At 71.1% G+C, this 22,313-nt stretch carries 16 protein-coding genes; 13 read left to right on the top strand and 3 right to left on the bottom strand.

The window, feature by feature from the left end:
- Window positions 1-142: 142 nt before the first annotated feature.
- The 5 genes from FOF48_RS05505 (at window position 143) to recR (ending at window position 5,725) form a co-directional block, all read left to right on the top strand.
- Complete coding sequence (locus FOF48_RS05505) at window positions 143-1,681, top strand: NAD(P)/FAD-dependent oxidoreductase (protein WP_143899039.1); 1,539 nt, start codon at window positions 143-145, stop codon at window positions 1,679-1,681.
- A 76-nt stretch (window positions 1,682-1,757) separates the two neighbouring features.
- Window positions 1,758-2,969, top strand: a complete 1,212-nt coding sequence (gene dnaX, locus FOF48_RS05500) for a DNA polymerase III subunit gamma/tau (RefSeq protein ID WP_143899038.1) — start codon at window positions 1,758-1,760, stop codon at window positions 2,967-2,969.
- A 631-nt stretch (window positions 2,970-3,600) separates the two neighbouring features.
- Complete coding sequence (locus tag FOF48_RS36895; protein ID WP_255441917.1) at window positions 3,601-4,710, top strand: DNA polymerase III subunit gamma/tau; 1,110 nt, start codon at window positions 3,601-3,603, stop codon at window positions 4,708-4,710.
- Window positions 4,711-4,807: 97 nt separating this feature from the next.
- Entirely contained in the window at window positions 4,808-5,125 is a 318-nt protein-coding gene (locus FOF48_RS05490; protein ID WP_143899037.1) for a YbaB/EbfC family nucleoid-associated protein, read from the top strand.
- A 6-nt stretch (window positions 5,126-5,131) separates the two neighbouring features.
- Window positions 5,132-5,725: a recombination mediator RecR gene (gene recR / locus FOF48_RS05485; protein WP_143899036.1), complete on the top strand. Its 594-nt coding sequence runs from the start codon at window positions 5,132-5,134 to the stop codon at window positions 5,723-5,725.
- A 42-nt stretch (window positions 5,726-5,767) separates the two neighbouring features.
- Here recR and FOF48_RS05480 read toward each other — a convergent pair whose 3' ends face one another.
- The 3 genes from FOF48_RS05480 to FOF48_RS05470 are packed head-to-tail and all read right to left on the bottom strand — an operon-like array spanning window position 5,768 to window position 11,260.
- Window positions 5,768-7,639 (bottom strand): protein kinase, encoded by a 1,872-nt coding sequence (locus tag FOF48_RS05480; RefSeq protein WP_143899035.1) that lies wholly within the window; start codon window positions 7,637-7,639, stop codon window positions 5,768-5,770.
- A gap of 4 nt (window positions 7,640-7,643) precedes the next feature.
- Window positions 7,644-9,608, bottom strand: a complete 1,965-nt coding sequence (locus tag FOF48_RS05475; RefSeq protein ID WP_143899034.1) for a FecR domain-containing protein — start codon at window positions 9,606-9,608, stop codon at window positions 7,644-7,646.
- A 47-nt stretch (window positions 9,609-9,655) separates the two neighbouring features.
- Entirely contained in the window at window positions 9,656-11,260 is a 1,605-nt protein-coding gene (locus FOF48_RS05470) for a carboxypeptidase regulatory-like domain-containing protein (protein ID WP_255441916.1), read from the bottom strand.
- A gap of 184 nt (window positions 11,261-11,444) precedes the next feature.
- On the opposite strand from FOF48_RS05470, the gene mglB reads away from it, so the two are divergent.
- From mglB to FOF48_RS05430, 8 genes are all read left to right on the top strand, one after another.
- Window positions 11,445-11,924 carry a gliding-motility regulator GTPase-activating protein MglB gene (gene mglB, locus FOF48_RS05465; RefSeq protein WP_002637270.1) on the top strand — a complete coding sequence of 160 codons (480 nt, stop codon included), beginning with the start codon at window positions 11,445-11,447 and terminating at the stop codon, window positions 11,922-11,924.
- Between the two features lie 11 nt (window positions 11,925-11,935).
- Window positions 11,936-12,523 (top strand): gliding-motility regulator Ras-like GTPase MglA, encoded by a 588-nt coding sequence (gene mglA / locus FOF48_RS05460; RefSeq protein ID WP_014394794.1) that lies wholly within the window; start codon window positions 11,936-11,938, stop codon window positions 12,521-12,523.
- 107 nt (window positions 12,524-12,630) lie between these two features.
- Window positions 12,631-13,431 carry a dihydrolipoamide acetyltransferase gene (locus FOF48_RS05455; protein ID WP_143899033.1) on the top strand — a complete coding sequence of 267 codons (801 nt, stop codon included), beginning with the start codon at window positions 12,631-12,633 and terminating at the stop codon, window positions 13,429-13,431.
- A 21-nt stretch (window positions 13,432-13,452) separates the two neighbouring features.
- Window positions 13,453-15,858 carry a tetratricopeptide repeat protein gene (locus FOF48_RS05450; protein ID WP_255441936.1) on the top strand — a complete coding sequence of 802 codons (2,406 nt, stop codon included), beginning with the start codon at window positions 13,453-13,455 and terminating at the stop codon, window positions 15,856-15,858.
- A gap of 5 nt (window positions 15,859-15,863) precedes the next feature.
- The gene (locus tag FOF48_RS05445) at window positions 15,864-19,280 is read left to right on the top strand and encodes a tetratricopeptide repeat protein (protein ID WP_143899031.1); all 3,417 of its coding nucleotides are present in this window, start codon (window positions 15,864-15,866) and stop codon (window positions 19,278-19,280) included.
- Entirely contained in the window at window positions 19,277-20,635 is a 1,359-nt protein-coding gene (locus FOF48_RS05440; protein WP_143899030.1) for a tetratricopeptide repeat protein, read from the top strand. The genes FOF48_RS05445 and FOF48_RS05440 overlap by 4 nt, the downstream gene beginning before the upstream one ends.
- A 15-nt stretch (window positions 20,636-20,650) precedes the next feature.
- A complete protein-coding gene (locus FOF48_RS05435; protein ID WP_143899029.1) occupies window positions 20,651-20,941 on the top strand; it encodes a hypothetical protein in 291 nt (96 codons plus the stop codon).
- A 4-nt stretch (window positions 20,942-20,945) separates the two neighbouring features.
- A complete protein-coding gene (locus FOF48_RS05430; RefSeq protein ID WP_143899028.1) occupies window positions 20,946-22,292 on the top strand; it encodes an AgmX/PglI C-terminal domain-containing protein in 1,347 nt (448 codons plus the stop codon).
- Window positions 22,293-22,313 lie beyond the last annotated feature (21 nt).

Genomic DNA, 22,313 nt, shown 5'->3' with positions numbered 1-22,313 from the left:
GCGGGCGCGTCGGGGGCGGAGGCGTCGTTCACGGGGCGGGCGCGACTCTTTCTGGCCAGGGCGCCCGGCGCAAGGCGCACGGTGTTTGGCGGGGAGGCCGTGGCTCGGCTAGGAACGGCCTTTTCCCCCAAGGAGGAAGACCATGCCAGACGTCATCGTGGTGGGTGCGGGCCACAACGGACTTGTCGCGGCGGCGATGCTCGCTCGCCGGGGCCTGTCGGTCACCGTGCTGGAAGAGAAGGACCAGGTGGGCGGTGCATGCAAGACGGAGTATCCGTTCCGCACCGCGCCGAAGCTCGGTGTCTCCACCGGCGCGTACCTCCTGGGGCTGATGCCGCCGGAGCTGCTCCAGGAGCTCCAGATGGAACTGCCGCTCAAGCGCCGCGACCCGCATTACTTCCTCCCCACGATGGACAAGCGCTACCTGCTGTTCGGCTCGGATGAGCGGGAGCTGGAGCGGCAGTTCCGCGAGTTCTTCTCCGAGGCGGACTGGAACGCCCACGTCGCGATGAACGCGGAGCTGGGGGCGCTGCGCGAGGACCTGGCGCCCGCCTGGCTGCTGCCCCCCCTGTCGCTGGAGGAGACCGCGGAGCGCTATGTGCGCCCTGCCCTGCGCCAGCACTTCATCCGGCTGTGTCGCGGCACGGCCCGCGAGTACCTGGAGCGCTTCGGCTACAAGTCCGACTTCGTGAAGGCGATGTACGCTGTCACCGACGCGTTCTCCGGCCTGGACGGCGGCTATGACACGCCGGGCACGGGCATGAACCTGCTGGTGCACAACCTCTGCCGGCTGCCGGGCAGTGGCGGCACGTGGATGATCGTCGAAGGCGGTATGGGCACCGTCACCCAGCGCATCGCGCAGCTGGCGCGCAAGCACGGGGCGGAGCTGCGCACGAACGCCAAGGTGGCGTCGGTGCGCGTGGACGGGGGCGTGGTGAAGGGCGTGGTGCTGGAGAGCGGCGAGGAGCTGTCCGCGAAGGTCGTCGTCTCCAACGCGGACCCCTTCCGCACGCTGAAGCTGGTGGAGACCTCCGCGCTGCCGGAGGACTACCGCCGCAAGGTGGACGGCCTGTCCGCGCCCGGCACGACGCTGAAGGTGAACCTGTGCCTCAAGTCCCTGCCCACCTTCACCTGCCTGCCGGAGGACCGGGGCCAGTTCGGGCCCACCATCCACCTGCTGCCCCAGGAGGACGACGTGCTGGGGGCGCTCGCGCACGGCTACAAGGAGGCCCAGGCGGGCCGGCTGGCGGAGTTCCCCTCCATCGAGTGGTACGTCCACACCACCGTGGATCCGACCCTCAAGGACGCGGAGGGGCACCACAACTCCGCGCTCTTCGTGGAGTGGGTGCCGGAGAAGCTGGAGGGCACCACGTGGGAGAAGGAGGAGGCCCGGTACGTGAAGCACCTGCTCTCCATCTGCGACCGCTTCGCGCCGGGAACGAGCGACCTGGTCCAGGAGTACTTCGCGCTCACGCCGCCGAAGATTGAATCCCACTTCGGCATCACCCGCGGCCACATCCACCATGTGGACAACAAGCGGGGCTTCACCGACCGCCTGCCCTATGAGACGCCCGTGCAGGGGCTCTACTTCTGCAGCGCGGGCTGCCACCCGGCGGGCAGCGTCATCGGCGCGGCGGGGCACAACGCGGCCAACGTGGTGCTACAGGCGCTCGGACGCTGAGGCGGAGTGCGCCTCACGGCGGGCGGAATGGACGTTCCATGGATCATTCGGCCCGCCGTGTTTAGATGACGTCCCCATGAGCTACCTCGTCCTCGCCCGCAAATGGCGCCCGCAGAAGTTCGATGACATGACCGGACAGGAGCACGTCGTCCGGACCATCGGGAATGCCATCAAGATGGACCGGGTCGCGCATGCGTACCTGTTCTGTGGCCCTCGAGGGGTGGGCAAGACGACGGCCGCCCGCCTGCTCGCCAAGGCCCTCAACTGTGAGCAGGGGCCCACGGCGACCCCGTGTGGCACCTGCCGGGCGTGCACGGAGATCACCTCGGGCACCAGCGTGGACGTGGCGGAGATCGACGGTGCGTCGAACAACGGCGTCGAGAACGTGCGCGAGATTCGCGAGAACGCGAAGTACCTGCCGCAGCGCGACCGCCACAAGATCTACATCATCGACGAGGTGCACATGCTCTCGGGGGCGGCGTTCAACGCGCTCCTGAAGACGCTGGAGGAGCCGCCCGGTCACGTGAAGTTCATCTTCGCGACGACGGAGGCGCACAAGCTCCCGGACACCATCCTGTCGCGCTGCCAGCGCCACAACTTCCGGCGCATCTCCGCGGCGAGGATGCTCCAGCGGCTGAAGGAGATCTGCCTGGCGGAAGGCGCGGGCATCTCCGAGCAGTCTCTGTCCCTGGTGGTGCGCCAGTCCGAAGGCGGCATGCGCGACGCGCTGAGCCTGCTGGACCAGATCCTCGCGTCGTGCGGTCCCAACCCCACCGACGAGGCCGTCGCGGAGGCGATGGGGGCCATCGACCGCACGGTGGTGCAGGACTTCGCGGAGGCGCTGGTCCGCAAGGACGCGAAGCGGGTGCTGGGCCGGGTGGATGAGGTGTTCAACCGGGGCCTGGACCTGAAGCGGCTGGCGGAGGAGCTGGCGCTGCAGCTGCGGCACGTCTTCGTCACGAAGTCGCTGGGAGAAGCACCGGCGGAGCTGGCCGAATCCGAGCAGAAGGCGCTGCTGGCGCTCGCGAAGGAAGCGGACACGGCGCAGCTGTCGCGCCTGTTCGACATCGTGCACGGCTGCATCTGGGATGTGTCGCGCGCCGCGCAGCCGAGGCTTGCGCTGGAGATGGCGCTGCTCAAGGCCATCCAGCTGTCGCCCGCTGGTTCGATTCCCGACCTGCTGGCCCGCGTGGAGCGGCTGTCAGCGGGGCTCGGCGCGGAAGGCGCCACGAAGAGCACGTCCGGAGCGCCGGGAGGTCGCTCCGGTCCCGCGAACTTTCGCGTCTGAGGTTCCGTCCGAGCCACGCGCGTCGGCCGCGGCACCACAGCGTCCGTTCGAAGCTCAGGCTGCGCCCGCGCACGCGGGTGCCCCCTCGCGTCCGATTGAGCCCCAGGGGGCGCCGACGCACGCGGGTGCGCCCTCGCGTCCGCTCGAAACCCACGGTGGCCACTCGGGTCCGCCCGAGCCCCAGGGGGTGCCCGTGCACGAAGGTGCGCCCTCGCGTCCGCTCGAGTCGCGGAGTGTGTCCACGCATGCGGGTGCGGCGCCACGCCCGTTCGAGACACAGGGTGATTCCGCGCGCACGGCGGCTCCACCGCGCGCCGCGGAGCCACCCCCCAACGGCGGTTCCTCGCACGCGGGCGCCATTGTCCGGCCCTTCGACTCCACGGCGATTCCATCGCCGCCGGGGCGCTCGACGCCTCCCGACTCCCCTGCCGCATACGCGGGAGCGACCCCGCGCCCCTTTGGCGCTCAGGAGGCCCCCCACCCCGGCACCACGCCGCGCTCCTTCGAGCCCGCTCCGAACACGGCCCCCACGCACGCCAGCGTGGCACCGGGCGCCGCCGAAGCATCCAGGGAGGCTCCGCCCACGGTCGCGACACGCGCACCGGAGCCCTCCACGCCCGGTCGCGCTGGAATGATCCCCGCCCCCCAGCACGCCGGTGCGCCGCCAGCCCCCACGCGCCCTCCGCCTGCCGCGTTGATGGAGGGGCTGTCTCCGGCCGCCGCCCGTCCCCTCTCCTTCCTACGCAATGGCGGCGCGGGCAGCCCCGTTCCCACCCCCGCCACCCTGCCTCCCGCGCCGGTGGTGATGGACGACCTGCCCCCATCCGCGGCACGTCCCCTCTCCTTCCTGCGCAACGGCGGCGGCGCGGCGCCCGCGATGGACGCCCCCCAGGCTCCGGGCATCGTCATGGACGACCTGCCCCCGTCCGCGGCGCGTCCCCTCTCCTTCCTGCGCAATGGCGGCGCCCAGGCTCCCACCGCTCCCATCCCCGGCCCTACGCCGCTGCCAACAAGTCCCGCCGAGCCGGGCCCCACCGTGCGCATCACCAACATGCGCCGGCCCGAGCCCGTGGGCCCGCCAGCGACGCCCGCCTACGGCGACGAGCCCGTGGACGAGCGCATGTTCCCCGAGGAGGGCTCCGCCGAAGGCTGTGCCTCCGGCGAGTGCATCCCCGTCGCGGAACCCGCCGCCCCGGAGCCCGAGCCTCCGGAACCCGAACCGCCGCCCGTGGCGGCCCCCGTGTCCTCTGGCCGCGACAACCCCAACCGCTCGCTGCCCGAGCGCTGGCGTGCCGCCGTGGAGAGCGTGAAGGCCACGTCCGTGCGCCACGGCACGGCGCTCGCCAACGGCCGCCTCCAGTCCATGAAGGCGGGCGAAATCATCCTGGGCTTCCCGCCCTCCGCCGCCTTCCACAAGGCCGCCGTCACGGCCTCCGGGGGCAAGGCCATCGTCGACGCGGCATTGGCCACGCACTTCGGCCGGGCAGTGAAGCTCACCATCCAGGACGTGGCGCAGACCCAGGACGCCGCCCTCCCGGGGGGCATGGGGCAGAGCCTGTCCGAACAGGACTCCCACAGCCGCGCCACCCACGAGAAGACCACCGAGGGAAAGGTGCGCGCCCACGCGTCCGTGCGAGCCATCCTCAAGATGCTGGGCGGCGAAATCGAGCACATCCAGGTCTACGAGCCCGAGCGGCCACCGGCCGGCCTCCCGGACGTCCCCACCGCTCCTGAGGACTGACAACGCCGCCGGGCCCCGCTAGGGTGCGCGGCGACGTCCCTGCTGCGAGCGGCGCCATGGCGGCCCGTGCTCCCACGACCGGGGACCGAGGAAGCCCATGCCCGGCATCGACCTGAACTACTTCATCCGGCAGGCGAACAAGCTCACCGAGAAGATCGAGGAGCGGAAGAAGCAGCTGGCGGAAGAGACCGTCGAGGCGAAGTCCGGCGAGGGCCTCGTGACGGTCGTCGCCAACTGCGTCCAGGAGATCCGCAGCATCAAGATCGACAAGAGCGCCATCGACCCCAACGACCCCGGGATGCTCGAGGACCTCATCACCGCCGCCGTGAACGCTGCCCTGGCGAACAGCCGTCAGCACATGAACAGCGAGCTGGCGAAGATCTCCGGCGGGGTGAAGATCCCCGGCATTAACTAAAGCCGGATGACCCCCGATCCGCTGAACCGCCTGGTCGCCCAGCTCGCGAAGCTGCCGGGCATCGGTGAGAAGACCGCCCAGCGCCTCGCCTTCCACATCCTGCGGGCGCCGGGCGAGTTCGCCGTCGACCTCTCGCTGGCCATCCGCGAGGTGAAGGAGAAGGTGCACCTGTGCGTGCGCTGCTTCTCCCTCACGGACTCGGAGCTGTGCGGCTTCTGCCGCGACAACCGCCGCGACGAGCGCGCGCTGTGCGTCGTGGAGACGTTCTCCGACCTGATGGCGCTGGAGCGCACCCGCGAATTCAAGGGCCGCTACCACGTGCTGCACGGCGTGCTCTCCCCGCTGGAAGGCGTGGGACCGGAGCAGCTGCGCATCAAGGAGCTGCTGGAGCGCCTCAACGACAGCCGGGTGGAGGAGATCATCCTCGCCACCAACCCGGACATCGAAGGCGAAGCCACCGCGCTCTACCTCACGCGCCTGCTCAAGCCGCTGGGCCTGCGGGTGACGCGCATCGCGCAGGGCCTGCCCATGGGAGGCGACCTGGAGTTCGCCGACCAGGCCACGCTCGCCAAGGCGCTGTCCGCCCGCCGCGACCTGTGACGGCGCACCGTCCCGCGCCGCCGCCAGCGGGACGGAGCCCCGCTACTGCGTCACCTTCCACGAGAACGGCATCAGCACGGTGACTTCCTGGTCGCGGTGCGCCGGGAAGCGCAGGCTCTGGGCCTGCGTCTCCAGGCAGCGGCCCACCGCCGTGGACGCCAGCGGCCCGCGCGTGCTCGCGCGCACCTTGCCCGAGGACACGATGGTGAGCTGCACCTGCACCTCACCCGCCGAGGACGGCAGGTCCGACTTGTAGCGCTCGAAGCAGCCCGTGATCTTCGAGCGGCCGTTCGACACCACGCGCTGGATGTCGTCGATGCCCAGCGACACGCGCTCCCGTGGCGCTGTCTTCGGCGCCGTCTTGCGGGTGTGCGGCTCCTCGGGGTCCTCCACCGCCGGGACCGCATCCGTCACGGCCGTCGCCACCGCGGGCCCTCCGGGTGAGGGCGGCAGGTCTCCCTGCGCGGCCCCCTGCGGCGGCTCCACGGGGGCCTGCACCTGAGTGCTCGGCGACGCGGTCGCGCCAACTGGTGGAGTCTGGGGGGCCACCGGCGTGGGCAGCGGCTGGACTTGAGGCTGCGGCGTAACGGTCGGCGCGGTCCCCGGTCGCGCGATGACGAACGCCGCGCCCACGAGCATCAGCCCCATGCCGCCCACGAGCCCCACGAGCCAGCGGCGGGACTCGGGCTTCGGCGGGGGGACTCTCTCCACGGCCACGGCCACGGCCACCGGCGCGGGGGCGGGTGGCACGGGCACGGGCGCCCGCCCTTGGATGGTGAGCGCCTTCACGCCCGTGCTGCTCGGACGGGATGTCCCCTGCCCGTGGGGGTTGGTGCCTTGGGCGGTGGCGGGCGACGCCAGCGCCGCGGCCTCGGGATCCATCGGGCGCGCGGCCGACAGCGTGGCCAGCGTGGGGATGCGCGTCTTCTCCGTGACGCGCTCCTCGCCGAAGTGGTTGCGCAGGAACGACCCGAGCGCGGGCGCTCCCGCGGCGCCTCCCTCGAAGCCCGAGGCGAAGGCCTCCAGGTCGACCGCGAAGTCCTCCGCGGTCGCGTACCGATCCTGCGGCTTGAAGGCCATGGCCTTGAGGATGATGGCTTCCAGGCCCTCGGGCAGGTCCGCCCGCAGCGCGCGCGGCTTCTCGAACTCGCCGTGCAGCAGCGCGTTGAGCACCGCCAGGTCGTTCTCTCGCGAGAAGGGCCGCACGTGCGTGACGGCCTCGTAGAGGCTGACGCCCAGCGAGAACACGTCCGCGCGGTGGTCGACCTCCTTGCCCTGCGCCTGCTCCGGCGCCATGTAGATGTACTTGCCCTTCACCACGCCGGTGCGCGTCTGCACGAGGCGCGACTCGGCCTTGGCGATGCCGAAGTCCAACACCTTCACCTGGCCCTGGTACGTCACGTACAGGTTGGACGGCGACACGTCCCGGTGCACCACGTGCAGCGGCTGGCCCTGCTCGTTGGTGAAGGTGTGCGCGTAGTGCAGGCCCCGCGCCGCGTCGATGAGCACCCGCATCACCACCGGCAGCGGCACGTACTGGCGGCGGCGGCCCGCGAGCCTCAGCGTCGTGGAGAAGTCCTCGCCCGCGAGGTACTCCATGCAGATGTAGTAGCAGCCCTCGGTGAAGCCCAGCTCGTGGATCTGCACGATGTGCGGGTGCGCCAGCTTCGCCGCGAGCCGCGCCTCGTCGCGGAACATCTCCACGAAGTCCGGGATGGCCGACAGCGCCGGCAGCATCCGCTTGAGCACCACGTTGCGCTCGAAGCCGTCCGCGCCCAGCAACTTGGCGAGGAAGATCTCCGCCATGCCGCCCTCGGCCAGCTTGCGCACGAGGACATACTGCCCGTAGGGCTGGAGCATCGACGCGGCCGAGGCGCCGGCGGGATCCGGAATGGGAACTGTGGGCTGTGCCATCGCCTCAAGGCCCTCGCGGTTTCAGGGTGCGCACCGTGAGTACGTCCGGGGCACCGGGACGCGTCATCTTAAACACCAGCAGGGGGGGCATTCCCATGGGGGCCACCCACGTATCGAAGCGGTGCTTGCCGTCCAGGGGCACGGCCCGTCCGTTGATGGACAGGCGAGCATCCACCGGCGCCACGCCCGAGGCCCGCACCTTCTCCGCCGCGGCCCCTCCCTGGCGCGGACTGTCCACCACCAGCCCCACCACCGAGTTGTCGTAGACGAGCTCCAGCTTGTTCATCCGTCCCCCCTTCAGGGCCGCCCCCGCTTGGGACAGCGGCGTGACGGACCACAGGTAGCTGCCCTCGCCCAGCGCCCCCGCCTCCAGCGCCGCGCGCGTCTCCGCCACCGTGCGCTGCGCCACGGGCGTCGTCAGCGAGCCCGACTTGTACACCGCCACGCGATAGGTACTGGCCTGCGGTTCCGAGCCATAGGTGAACGTCACCGCCGGAGGCTTGTCCTGGTAGAAGATGGTCGTCTTCTCCGGGCCCTCCGGCACCACGTTGCGCACCCGCGCCAGCGCGCTCGTGGGTGACTCGGGGGCGAAGTGGACGCTGCCCGCGGCCACCTGCGCGCCGTCCTCCTTGCGCACCCGCCAGTACAACGTGCCTCGCGCCAGCGCGGACACGTTGACGGACGAGCGGTGCACGCGGCCCCACAGCACCCGGCGGGTGAAGGCCGCGTCCTGCGCCGCCTCCACCACGGTGTCGCCTTCGCCTTCCCACGTGAGCGCCACCTCCGCGAGGCCCCGGTGGAACACCTCCGTGCCGTTGCCCGGGCCCACCGCCACCGCCGCCTCCTCCAGCGGATCCACCTTCGCGTTGCCGTCGCTGCCCACGGTGGCGCGCTCTCCCGCGCGCAGCGCCTGCCGCGTGTCGCCCCGGCGGAGCGTCACGTCGCCCGCGTGCGCCGTCACCAGCATGCCAGCGCCGGTGCGGCGGATCTCCAGCTTCGCCGCGCCCCCGCCCTCCAGGGTGAGCTCCGGCAGCACCACGCGGCTCGTGCGCCCCGCCGCGAGCTGCACCGCGAGCAGCCCCTGCAGCAGGTTGACGCGGGCTTCGTCGGTGGCGCCCTCCTGACCCGCGCCCTCCAACACCGCCTCCGCGCCCGGGGACAACGTCAGCAGGGAGCCGTTGTCCTTGAGCGACAGCACGGCCTCGCCTCCCTTCGTGCGCACGCCGTCGCCGGAGGCCAACACCTCGCCCTCACGGCGCACCTTGCGCCAGCGACCTGTGTTCTTCGCCTTCACCTCCGCGTCGCCGGAGGTCGCGCGCACCGTCACCGCGATGGGCGCGAGCTCCACGATGCGCGGGGCCGCGGGCACCACCTCCGCGCGCTCGCGGGTCAGGTCCACCGCGTCGCCTTCCGCCGCGCGCAGCGTGCGTCCGTCCTTGGAGACCAGCTCGATGGCGCCCAGCTTCACCTCCACCCGCGCGGAGTCCTCCGCCACCGCGACCTTCACCTCGGACGGCTCTGGCCCCACGCGCGTGAGGCCGAAGGGCGTGAGGATGTTCAACGTCACCTTGGAGCCCGCGACGCTCCCTCCGCCCGCCGGCACGCGCGACAGCACGATGCCGCGCTCCACCTTCATCACCACGCCCGTCGAATCCGAGCCCAGCGCGAACCGGCCCTCGCGGCTCACCTCCACCGTGCGTCCCCCCGGGAAGCGCACCACCGCGGAGCCCTGGTCGCCCGTCTCCACCGCGTCGCCCGCGAGCAGCGGCCCCTCCACCGCCGGCACCACCTTGCCCGCGCGCTCCAACCGCACGTCTCCGGACAGCCCCTCCAAGCGCGCGAGCGGGACGACGGCCCCCGCGTCCACCTCCACCACGGGAGGAGGCTTCGGCGCCTCCTCGCGGTCACACCCCGAACAGCCGGAGAGGAGGACGAGCAGCGACAGCGCCAGGACGCGGACAGGACTCACTGAAACCTCGGCGACGGACGGACATCGCGGCGGAACCCTCGCGCGACTCACCGGCCCCTCGGGAACAAATCAACGTTGAGAATGGCCTGCTCGCCGTCGCGAACCGTGACCATCTTGGTCTGCGTCACGTGCCTGGGCGCGGAGAGGGTGATGCGGTACGTGCCGCCACGGACGCGCGCCGTGAAGCCGCCGCCCTTGTCCGTCCGCGTGCGCACCTTGGCCTGAGGGATGGTCACGGTCGCCACCAACGGCTGGCCGCTCCGGGCGCTGCGCACCTGGCCCACCAGCGTGGCCAGCTCGCCCTTGTGCTCCTGCGACAACACCACCACCAGCTCCGACGCCTGCCCCGCCACCACCACCGCGGCTTCCTCCGCCGCGCGGAAGCCCGGCGCCGACACCGCGATGACCACCGGCCCTGGCGCGAGCCCATCCAGCAGCACCACGCCCACCATGTCCGTGCGCAGTTGGATGGAGCCCGACACCACGCGCACATCCGGGAGCGGCGTGCCGCTCTTGCCCTGCACCACCTTCACCTTGAGCGAGCCCGTGGGCGGCGCCTTCTTGCGCAGGCGCAGTTGGAGGGTCGCGCTCGGCCCTTCGCCGCTGACGCTGGCGACCCCTGTCGCATCCTCGTAGCCCTCCACGCTGGCCTGGGCGGACTGCTCACCTTCGGGGAGCAGCGCCCGCAGCTGGCCTTGCGCGTCCGACACCAACTCCTCGCTCGTGCCCGGTGTCTTCATGGAGGGAACGCGCACGCGAGCCCCCGGAATCGGGGTGCCCGTCTCCGCGTCCACGATGTTCAGCACGACGAAGCCCTGGCGAGGGCCCTCGATGACCCGAGACGTCCGGGCGTCATCCCGCCACGCCACCTCCAGCGCCAGCCCCATCCTGCGCAGCCGCTGCTCGGAGCGCAGGCCGCTGCCCTCAAGCTCCATCGTGTCGTGGGCCTGCTGCACCTCCAGCATCAGGGTCCCCGTCCAACGCTCACGGCGCACCACCGGATGCAGCAGCGCCGCCCCGACGACATACCCGGACGACGACGCCTTCATCCCGCCCGCCGCGTGCGCGGAGAGCGTCAGCGGCAGCTCCCCGCGCGCCTCCAGTTGGAAGCCCGCAGGAAGCTCCACCAGCACCCGGCCCGCGACGAGCGCCGCGTGCCGCACGCCCCGCTGCAACACCGGCGCGGCGGTGAACCCACCGAACAGCGGCAGCTGCGCGAAGCCATACCCCGCGCCCAGCTCCAACCGCACCGGCCCCAGGCTCAGGCGCCCGCGCGGGCCCAGCGAACCGCGCGCCAGACTTCCGCCCGTCACCCGCGACGTCGCGTCCTTCAGCTCGAACGCCTCGCGCTGCAGATCCAACCCTCCGCCCAGGTACGTCCCCATCCAGCCCGTCAGCGTCAGCGCCGCGTCGTTCGGTGTCAGACCGTCGTAGGTGAGCCCGGGCCCTACATCCACCTGCTCACCCTGCCGGAACGAGAGGCCGTAGCGCAGGCGCAGCGAGGCGCGCTCGGGCTCGGGGGGCTCCGCGCGAGCGTCCCGGGTGGAAGCGAGCGCCAGGACGAGGAGCAGGAGGCGCGGGAGGATGTCGGAGAGGGGGCTCGGGCGGCGCAAGGCCCGGCGGAGTATAGAGAAGAGGGGCAGGTGTCCCAACCCGCGATGCCGTCATTCCTTCAAGAAGCGGCGCGGATCACGGCTGGCTTCTTGCTGGAGTGGAACTGCTTTGCTAAGCATGGCGACGGTCGGTAGCGCCTCGTCTAACCTCCGGGATTCACTCCAGAAACATCGGAGCGCCGCCGTGCGCGGGGCGAGCGAACGCTGAGGAGCGCATACGCCCATGGGCACGCAACTGGTGATGTACGAAGAGGAGTTCACCAAGATCAACGCCGTTTGCGACCGGCTCACCAAGGACGCGAACGCGAAGGTGGTCTTCCTCGTCGACAAGAACGGCCAGCTCATCTCCTCGGCCGGCCAGACGCAGAACATCGACACCACGTCGCTCGCGTCGCTGACGGCGGGCAACGTGGCCGCCATGGGCGGACTGGCGAAGCTCATCGGGGAGAATGAGTTCCCCAACCAGTTCCATGAAGGGGCGAAGGACAGCCTCTACATGACCATCGTGGGCAGCCGGGTGGTGCTGGTCGTCATCTTCGACAACCGCACGAGCCTGGGTCTGGTGCGCCTGCGCATCAAGAAGGCCAGCGACGAGCTGACGAAGATCTTCGAAAGCCTCGTGAAGAAGACCGACAGCCCCGGAGCCGGTTCGCCGTTCGCCGAGATCTCCGACGACGATATCGACAACCTCTTCAGCGAGTAACCCGGGAAGCCATGTCCTTCATCAATTACTCATCCCGCGAAATCAACTGCAAGATTGTCTATTACGGGCCGGGACTCTGCGGGAAGACGACCAACCTTCAGTACATCTACAACAAGACCGCGGCGGACACGAAGGGCAAGCTCATCTCCCTCTCCACGGAGACGGACCGCACGCTCTTCTTCGACTTCCTGCCGCTGTCGCTGGGTGAGATCCGCGGCTTCAAGACGCGCTTCCACCTCTACACGGTGCCCGGCCAGGTGTTCTACGACGCCAGCCGCAAGCTCATCCTCAAGGGCGTGGACGGCGTGGTGTTCGTCGCCGACAGCCAGATCGAGCGCATGGAGGCCAACATGGAATCGTTGGAGAACCTGCGCATCAACCTGGCCGAGCAGGGCTACGACCTGAACAAGATTCCGTACGTCGTGCAGTACAACAAGCGCGACCTGCCCAACGCGGTGACCGTGGAGGAGATGCGCAAGGCGCTCAATCCGCGGAACATCCCGGAGTACCAGGCCGTGGCGCCCACGGGCGTGGGCGTGTTCGACACGCTCAAGGCCGTGGCGAAGCTGGTCCTCACCGAGCTGCGCAAGGGCGGTTGAGCCCCGCCTGCTTCCCTGCCCGGCGGGCTGCCCCCCACCGGGCAGCCCCCGGCGAACGATGGTATGACCTCGTGCCGTCGGGCAGAGCCGCCTTCCGAGGTCGTACCGTGCGCGTCGCATCCGCCACCCTCCGTCTCCTCGCGCTCTTGAGCGCTGGCCTTCCCGGGCCGGTGTTCGCGCAAGGGACGCCCCCCGCCCCCACGGCGACGCCGCGCGCCACCGCCGCGCCAGCCACGCCCCCCGCAGCGCCAGCCGCGCCCCCCGCAGCGCCAGCCGCGCCCGCCACCGGAGAGCAGACGGCGGACGAGGCCTTCAGCACGCGGGTGAAGACCCTGGAGGAGCAGGTCGTCGACCTGAAGGAGAAGATCTACCGCTCCAAGGCGCGCCTGCTGCTGCTCCAGGAGACGGTGATGGGCGGCGAACTGTCCACCGGCGCGCGCGCGGTGCTGGTGCACAAGAACGAGATGGGCAACGCGTTCCAGCTGGAGTCCGTGGTGTACGCGCTGGACGGCGCGCCCATCTTCACCCAGGTGGACACGCAGGGAGACCTGAACCGGCACCAGTCGCTGGAGGTCTTCAACGGCCGCATCGTGCCGGGCCAGCACCAGCTCGCGGTGCGGCTGGTGTACCGGGGCAGCGGCTACGGCGTGTTCAGCTACCTGGAGGGCTACAAGTTCAAGGTGCAATCCAGTTACACCTTCAACGCGGAGTCCGGAAAGGTCACCACGGTGAACGTGGTGGGCGTGGAGAAGGGCGGCCTCACCACCGACCTGAAGGACCGGCCCGCGGTGCGCTACGACATCGAAGTGGCCAAGGACACGCGGACGCCCAAGCCGCCCGGCACCGCGGCGGAGGGGACTCCGGACGCGGCGGCCGTGCCCGCCTCCACCTCCAGCGAGCCGAAGTAGGGAGCGGGCGCCGTGACCGCGATGCTGCACGCCCTGGCCCTCGCGCTGACCCTCGGGGCCGCGCCCGCGCCGGCACCTCCGGCCCCCTCCCCTTCTCCTTCCCCGGCCGCCCTGCCGCCCATGCCGGCCTCGCTGAGCACGCGCGCTTCGGCGGTGGAGGCCGTGGAGGCGCAGCTGCGCGCGGCGGAGCAGTCCCTGCGCTTCGTGGAGACGCAGTTCACCGAACGCCCGGAGCCGAGCAGCGCCGACTCGCAGCTCAAGCGCTTCTCCGAAGGCGAGCTGTACTCGCTGCTGGGGGACTGGACCGCCGCGTCCGTCCTCTTCTACGACCTGGTGAGCGATCCGGAGTTCAAGGCGAGCCCCCGCTACCCGGAGGCGGTCTTCTATCTGGCGGACGCGCTCTACCAGCAGAAGAACGACATTGGCGCGCGGGTGTACCTGCGCGACGTGTTGTCGCTGCCCCTGTCTCCCCAGCGCTACAAGGAGGCCGTCAGCCGCTACCTCGCGGTCGCGGGGCGGCTCCAGCAGTTCGACGGCATCGACGCGTACGTGGAGCAGGCGCGGCGGCTGTCGGGCGGCGTGCTGGCCCCGGACATCGCCTACGTGCACGCGCGCGGCACGTTCAAGCGCGCGGACCTGTCGCCCGAGGAGCACCAGGAGCGCTCGCGCGCGCTGTTCGCCCCGCTGGCGCAGACGCCCGGCGCCTTCCGGGTGCAGGCCGTCTACCACCTGGGCGTGCTGAGCGTGCAGAGCGGGGACTACCCGGCCGCCATCGCGCAGTTCCAGCGCATCGTCGGCACCGGGCCGGACGCGGTGGTGTCCACGGGCCTTGCGGAAGCGGAGGCCCAGCGCTTCCGGGAGCTCGCGTACCTCTCGCTGGGCCGCCTGATGTACGAGACCGGCCGCTACGACGAGGCGCTGGACCACTACGGTCGCGTACCTCGCGAGAGCGAGCGCTTCCCGGAGACGCTGCTGGAAGTCGCCTGGACGTACGTGCGCAAGCAGGACTTCACGCAGGCGAAGAACGCCACGGACATCCTGCTGCTCGTGGCGCCGCGTTCGCAGCTCGCGCCCGAGGGGCGCATCCTCCAGGGCCACCTGCTCCAGAAGCTGCGCCAGTACGACGAGGCGCTGGAGACCTACGACGGAGTGGCGCGCATGTTCACGCCCGCGCGCGACAAGGTGGACGCGCTCCTGCGTGTGAACCACGACCCCGTCGCGTACTTCGACAACCTGCTGGCGCGCAACGAGCGCTCCCTGGACGTGAGCACGCTCCTGCCCCCGCTGGCGCTCCAGTACGCGTCCACCCAGAAGGAGGTCGCCGACGCGGTGCGGATGGTGGGCGACCTGGACAGCGGACGTCAGGGCGCGGGCGAGGCGAAGGCCATCGCGGAGCGCATCCTGGAGGCGCTGGACGCGCGCGGGCTGGAGGCGTTCCCGGAGCTGCAGGAGGGCTACACCCGCGCGGAGGCCGTGGACACCGCGCTCACCGTGGTGGAGCAGGCCCTGGTGCAGGCGGAGGCGGCGCTGGTCGAAGAGAAGCTGACGCCCGCTGAGCGCGAGAAGCTGCTCGTGGCGCAGGGCGCGCGCGAGGCCCAGCGGCTGCGGTTCGCGTCGCTGCCCACCACCGGCAAGGAGCTGGACGCACGCCGCCAGCGCATGCAGGCGAAGGTGGACGCGGTGGACCGCGAGGCCTTCCGCGTGGGGTACGAACTGCAGAGCCTGCACGCCAACGCCGCCGCCATCCGCAAGTGGGTGGAGGACACGCGCGACGAGCGGCAGGCGGACCCCGCCGAGGAGCGCGAGTTCCTGGTGCAGCTCCAGGCGGAGATCGCCACCCTGCGCGACCTCCAGGCGGAGCTGGACCGCACCCGCGCGCGGCTCGCGAGCGAGCGCCAGTCCACGGACACGTCGCTGGAGGGCGAGGCCGCCATCCGCTCCCGCTACGCCGCCACGCTCCAGCAGGAGCACGCGGTGCTGCGCGCGGGGGAAGGCCGGCTGTCCGGTGAGGACACCCGCGTGCTGTTGCGCATGCACGCGGTGCGCTCGCGCACGGAGGCGCTGCGGGGCCGGGTGGCGGTGGCCCGGGTGGCGCTGCACTCCCGGTTGCAGCACCGCGTGAAGTCCATCCGCGACAAGGTGCGCGCGGAGCAGGCGCTGCTCCAGGGCTACGAGCAGGAGGTGGCCGTCGCGACCGGGGATGCGCGAAACCTGGTGGGCCGCATCGCCTACGACAGCTTCCGGCGCGTGCGACAGCAGTTCTACGAGCTGGTGCTCAAGGCCGACACCGGCACGGTGGACGTGGCCTTCAGCCGCACGCAGGACAACGCGGCGAACATCCAGAAGGTCGCCAAGGAGAAGAGCGACGCCCTGCGCGCGCTGGAGTCCGAGTTCAAGGACGTCCTGTCGTCGGAAGGGGGGGACTGAAGGCCATGCGCCGCCCCGTCCTCGCCCTCCTCCTGGCCCTCGCGCCAGTGGCCGCCTCGCACGCCGCGAAGCCCCCCGCTTCGGCCCCGCAGACCTCTAAGCCCCAGGCCTCCGACAAGACCGCCCAGCCAGCAGCGAAACCCCGGACGCCGGACAAGGCTCCGCCCACCTCCCGCTACCTGGATGGCCTGGGCCACACGCCCGAGCAGGAGAAGCTGCTGCGCGACGTGAGCCGCGCGCTGGAGGCGTACGAGGCGGAGTCGCGCGACTTCCACCGCGAGGTGAAGCAGCTGGTGGAGCGGCGCTACACGCAGCGGCGCGCGGCCATCTCCAACGCCTACGAGAAGACGCTCACCGCGCTGGAGTCGCAGGAGCGCACGCAGCGGCTGGACGCCATCGCCCGCTTCGAGGACTTCCTGCGCCGCTACCCGGACGAGCCTCGCGCCACGCCGGACGTGATGTTCCGGCTGGCGGAGCTGTACTACGAGCGCTCGGCGGACGAGCACCAGCTGGCGCGCAAGGACTACGCGGAGCGCGTGCGCACGCTGTCCGACGAGGCGATGGCGGACCTGCCTCCGGAACCGGAGGTGGACTTCACGCCGTCCATCGGCCTGTACCGCGCGCTCCTCTCGCGCTTCCCGGACTACCGTCTCAACGACGGCTCGATGTACCTGCTGGCCTACTGCCTCAACGAGCAGCACAAGGACGAGGAGAGCCTCGCCACCTACCAGCAGCTCACCACGCGCTATCCGAACAGCCGCTTCACCACGGACGCGTGGACGCGCATCGGCGAGTACTGGTTCGAGGACGAGACCGACCCGGAGGCGCTGCGCAAGGCCGCCGACGCGTACACCGCCGCCACGCGCGACACGGAGCACCGCTTCTACGACAAGGCCCGCTACAAGCTCGCCTGGACGTACTACCGGATGGACTGGTTCGAGGAGTCCGTGGACAGCTTCCTGCTGCTCCTGGACCACTACCAGTCGCACCAGCAGTCCAGCAGCGCGGCGGACGAAGGCGACCTGCGCTCGGAGGCGCTCCAGTACATCGCGCTGTCGCTCGCCGACGACACCTGGGGCGGCGTGGCCCGGGCCCGGGAGCTCTTCGCCAGGCGGGGCGGCCGCCCCTACGAGAACGAAGTCTACCGGCGGCTGGGCAACGTCTACTTCGACCAGCTCCGCAACGCGGAGGCCATCGCCGCGTACCAGCAGGTGCTGAGCCTCACCCCGCTGGCGCCGGACGCGCCGCGCCTCCAGCAGCGCATCGTGCAGGCCTATGAGCGCGACCGGCGCATGGACCTGTACGCGCTCGAGTCCGAGAAGCTGGCCAACAGCTACCTGCCCGGCGGCGCCTGGTACGAGAAGAACAAGGACGATCCGAACGCGCTGTCCCACGCGCAGACGCTCGCCGAGCAGAGCCTGTACTCCGCCGCCACCTACCAACATCAGCAGGCGCAGGCGTTCCAGAAGGAAGGCAAGGCCGAGCAGGCCCGGGCCACCTACGCCTCCGCGGCCCACGCGTACGGCACGTACCTGGAGCGCTTCCCGCGCAGCAAGACCGCGTACGCGCTGCGCTTCTTCCACGCCGAGTGCCTCTTCAACTCGGACGCGTACGACGCGGCGGCGAAGGAATACGAGGCCGTGCGCGACTCCAACCAGGACAACACCTACCGCGACGTGTCCGCGCACAACGCGGTGCTCGCGTGGAAGGAACAGCTCGACCTGGACGTGAAGGCGGGACGCGTGCCGGCGCGCAAGCCGCTGCGCGCCAGCGAACGCCCCAAGGACCGCCCGCCCGCGCCCGTGGCCCTGGCGGAGACGGAGGCGCGGCTGGTGAAGGCCTCCGACAGCTACGTGGCGCTCCTGCCAAAGGCGGAGGCCGCGCCGGGTGTCGCCTACCAGGCCGCGGAGCTGTTCTACACGCACGACGACTTCGCCCAGGCCCGGCCCCGCTTCGAGCGCGTGGTGCGGGCCTATCCGCGCAACGCGGTGGCCGGCTACGCCACCAACCTCATCATCGAGTCCTTCCTCATCGACCAGGACTGGAAGAGCGTGGAGGAGGTCAGCGCGCGGCTCGCGAGCAACGCGCAGGTGGTGGACCCCGCGAGCGAGCAGTACCGCGACCTGATGAAGTTCAAGCTCGCCGGGCGCTTCAACCTGGCGGATCAGCTGGCGGCGCAGAAGCGCTATGACGAGGCGGCGAAGAAGTACCTCCAGTTGGTGGAGGAGGCGCCCCGCCACGAGTTCGCCGACAAGGCGCTCAACAACGCGGCCGTGGCGTATGAGGAACTGCGCCGGTTCGACTCCGCGATGAAGCTGTACGAGCGGGTGTACCGCGACTACCCGAAGTCCCCGTGGGCGCACACCGCGCTGTTCCGGGTGGCCGTCAACGCGCAGAAGTCCTACGACTTCGACAAGGCCGTCACGAGCTACCAGAAGCTGGTGAAGGACTACCCGGCGGCGGAGGAGCGCGAGGCGGCGCTCTACAACGCGGCGGCGCTGCTCGAAGGCCAGCAGCGCTACGCGGAGGCCGCGGCCGCCTTCCAGCGCTGCGTGGAGCTGTACCCCCACGGCAAGAACGCGCCGGAGAACCAGTACCGCGCGGCCCGCATCCTGGAGAAGCAGGGCGACACGAAGGGCGAAATCAAGGCGCTGGAGGCGTTCGTCCGCAAGTTCGCGAGCAAGGCGGACCAGGTGGAGCTGGTGGTGGACGCGAAGCGGCGCATGGGCGACGCGTGGAAGAAGCGCGGCAACGCGAAGGAGGCCCAGCGCGCGTACGCCGCCGCGGCCGACGACTTCGACCGCCGCCGCCTGAAGCCAGACCTCCAGCTTCGCGCCGCCGAGGCCGCCGCCTACAGCCGCTTCCAGCTGGCGGAAGCGGAGTTCCAGCGCTTCGACGCGCTGAAGATCACCGGCTCCGGCAAGGCCCTGGAGAAGAGCTTCAACAAGAAGACGGACGCGGTGAAGACCGTGAACGACGCGTACGCGAAGGTGCTGCCGTACAAGCAACTGGAGTGGTCGCTGGCCGCGTTCTACCGGCGCGGCTACGCGCTGGAGCGCTTCGCCAGCACGCTCCTGGAGGTCCCCGTCCCGCCGGAGGTGAAGCGCCTGGGGGATGACGCCGTGCTGGCCTACCAGGACATGCTCACCCAGCGCACCGTGGCGCTGGAGGACCGCGCGGTGGAGATCTACGCCGCCGCGCTCAAGGAGGCCCGCACCCAGCGCGTCTCCAACGAGTGGACCCACCGCACGCTGGAGGCCCTCAACCGCTTCCGCCCCAAGGAGTACCCCGTCCTCAAGGAAGCCAAGGGCGCCATCGCGGTGGACACCGTGTACCCGGACGGCCTGCTGGGCAGCCTCGCCAGCCCCACGCGCGCCAGCTCCGACGCGGGCCCCCGGCTGACGGAAGGGAGCACGCCATGAACGCCGGCGGCAGGTTCGCGCTCACCGGACTCATGTGCTGGCTGCTGTCCGCCTGCGCCTCCGGCCCCGCGACGCGCGAGGCCCCGAAGCTCGCCGGCCCCGAGGCCGCGCCCCCCACCGCCGTGAGCACGTCTCCCAAGCCGGACGCCGCCGCGAACAAGGCGCCGGTCGCGAAGTCCCTCTCCGGGCCGGAGCGGGACTTCACGCGCGCGGTGGAGGTCGCCCGGAGCGGCGAGCTGAGCCTCGCGGAGGTGGCGCTCAAGGCGCTCCTGGAGCGGTCTCCCAAGCTCGCTCCCGCGTGGACGAACCTGGGCATCGTGCAGGAGCGCCAGGGCCGCGTCGCCGACGCGGAGCGCTCCTACCGGCAGGCCCTGTCGCTGGAGCCAGACCAGGAGGCGGCGTGGGACTGCCTCGTGCGGCTCTCGGCGCGCACGGGCCGCGCGGCGCCGCTGGAGGCGGAGCTGCGCCAGGCGCTGACGAAGCAGGACTCGGTGGCACGGCGCACGGCGCTCGCGCTCACCTTGCTATTGCAGAAGAAGCACCCGGCCGCCGTCGCGGAGGCCCGCCGCGCGCTCCAGGGTGACGAACAACACGTGCCCGCCATGCAGGTGCTCGCGCAGGTGTACGCCCGCGAGGGCAAGTACGAGCTGGCCTCCATGGTGCTGGGCAACGCGCTCGCCATCCACGCGGAGGACGCGTCCACGCTCAACGCCCTGGGGCTCGTGCACCTGGGCCTCAAGGAGCGGCCCCAGGCCCTGGAGCGCTTCCGTCAGGCCATCGCGCTCCGGCCGGACTTCGCCGAGGCGCGCAACAACCTGGGCGCCCTGCTCAACGAGGGAGAGGACTACGCCGGCGCCCGCGTGGAGCTGGAGGCCTCGGTGAAGGCCGCGCCGGACTTCGCCTCCGCGCACCTCAACCTGGGCAACGCGTACCGCGGGGAAGGCGACTTCGCCCGCGCCCTGGCGGAGTACGAGCGCGTGCTCCAGCTCCAGCCCGACGCGAAGGACCCGTACTTCAACCTGGCCCTGCTCCACCTGGACCTGGAGCCCGCCGGCATGGACGCGCTGGAGCGCCTCCAGAAGGCCGTGGCCTTCCTGGGCCAGTACCAGGCGAAGGGCGGCACCGACGAGCGCACGGCCCAGTACCTCAAGGACGCGCAGAAGGGCATCGACCGGGAGACCCGCCGCCGCGAACGCGAGCGCAAGGAGGGACTGCGCAAGGCCGCCGAAACCGCCGCGAAGCCCCCCGCCGGACCGGCGAAGTCCCCCGAGGCAACCCCGACCCCCGCACCGTCCCCAGGGCCCCCTGCCACGCGGCCGGGCGCCTCGGGTAAGGTCCCCTCCGACGTCCGGTAGACGCCTTCCACGCCCATGCGCCCCACCCTGCTCCTGCTGCTGCTTGTCGCCGCCCCTCCGTCCTGGGCGGAGGACCCCGCGTCCACGGCGAAGGCAGCGGAGGGCGCGGCCCCCGCGACCCCGGCTCCAGCGACGAAGAAGCCGCGGAAGGCCATCCACCTGGAGGCCATCAAGGTGGAGGGGCGCATCCAGAAGCCGGAGGCCTTCTATTTCCTCGACCGCTCCAAGCCGAGCTTCGACGACCTGAACCGCACCGAGAGCTTCGTGCCCAAGGTGGTCCAGAGCGTGCAGCAGGACCCCTTCTAGCTCCATGTCCCTTCAAACCCGCCCCAAGCTGCTGCGCGTCGGCGTCATCCAGGACGGGCGCATCGTGGAGGAGCACCACCTGCTCCACGACTCCGTCACCATCGGCGAGGACGCGCGCAACACCATCGTCCTGCCCGCGGCGGAGCTGCGGCCCGCGCGCTTCAAGGTGCTGGAGAACCGCGGCCAGCAGTTCCACCTCATCATCGACGAGCACATGCAGGGCCGCGTCAACCTGGGCTCGTCGGACGTGGACTTCGACGCGCTGCGCACCCAGGGCCTGGCCACGCGCCGCGCGGACGACACCTACGACCTGCCCCTCCAGGAGAGCGCCCGCGGCAAGGTGGAGCTGCCGGACGCCACGCTCTTCTTCCACTTCATCCCCGCGCCGCCGGAGGGCGCGAAGCCCGCCCTGCCCCCTGAGCTGAAGGCCAGCCCCTGGCGCACGGTGGACCGGCTCTTCTTCGGCATCCTCCTGGCGATGCTCGCGCTCTATGTGCTGAGCGTCGGGTTCATCGTCGCCCAGCCCGCGCCGGTGGAGGCGGAGGTCGAGCTGGACCAGTTGGAAGACCGCTTCGTGCGCGCCATCATCCCGCCCCAGCCCGCGAAGAAGGACGAGCCCCGGGAGGCCACGGCCGCGAAGGAGAAGAAGCCGGACGAGGCGAAGGCCACGCCGAAGAAGACGGCCGCGGCGGCGACGGCCACGCCCGCCGCCAACCCGGAGGAGCGCCGCCGTCAGCTGGAGGACCGCGTGGCAGGCAGCGGCATCCTCAAGGTGCTGGGCGCCAAGGGCGGCGGGGGCGCCATCGAGAACCTGCTCGGCCAGGACGTGGGCGGCGCGAGTGTCGCCGAAGCCCTCTCGGGGGCGAAGGCCGGCGGGGGCGCGCTCGCGCTGGGCTCCGGCGGGAGCAACGCCATCGCCCATCCCCAGGGCGACACCGGGGGCAAGGTCGCGGCCATCGGCGCGCAGGTGACGCGCGGCGCGGGGGCCGTGGATACCGGTCCCAAGCAGGTCGTCAAGGTGCCCCAGGTCGCGGACGCGGTGCCAGAAGTGGACAGTTCGGAGGTCAGCCCCAAGGACCTGGCGCGCTTCATCCAGCGCATGAAGGCGTCCATCCAGCGCTGCTATGAGAAGGAGCTCAAGCGCGACCCCACCCTCAAGGGCCGGGTCATGGTCCGCTTCAACCTCAAGCCGGACGGCCGCGCAGGCAACATCGAGGTGGACGAATCCACCCTGCGGTCCGAGGGCGTCAGCAGTTGCATCGTCACCACCATCCGCGGCTGGAAGTTCCCTTTCCAACCCAGTGACGACGTCCCCGTCAGCTACCCGTTCATCTTCTCGCCAGGGGAATAGGCTCGACCGTCCGGACCTTCC

The sequence above is a fragment of the Corallococcus sp. Z5C101001 genome (assembly GCF_007352635.1).
GTDB classification, from domain to species: Bacteria; Myxococcota; Myxococcia; order Myxococcales; family Myxococcaceae; genus Corallococcus; species Corallococcus silvisoli.
Note: the sequence above shows the minus strand (reverse complement) of the source record. Positions and strands in the feature narration are given on the sequence as shown.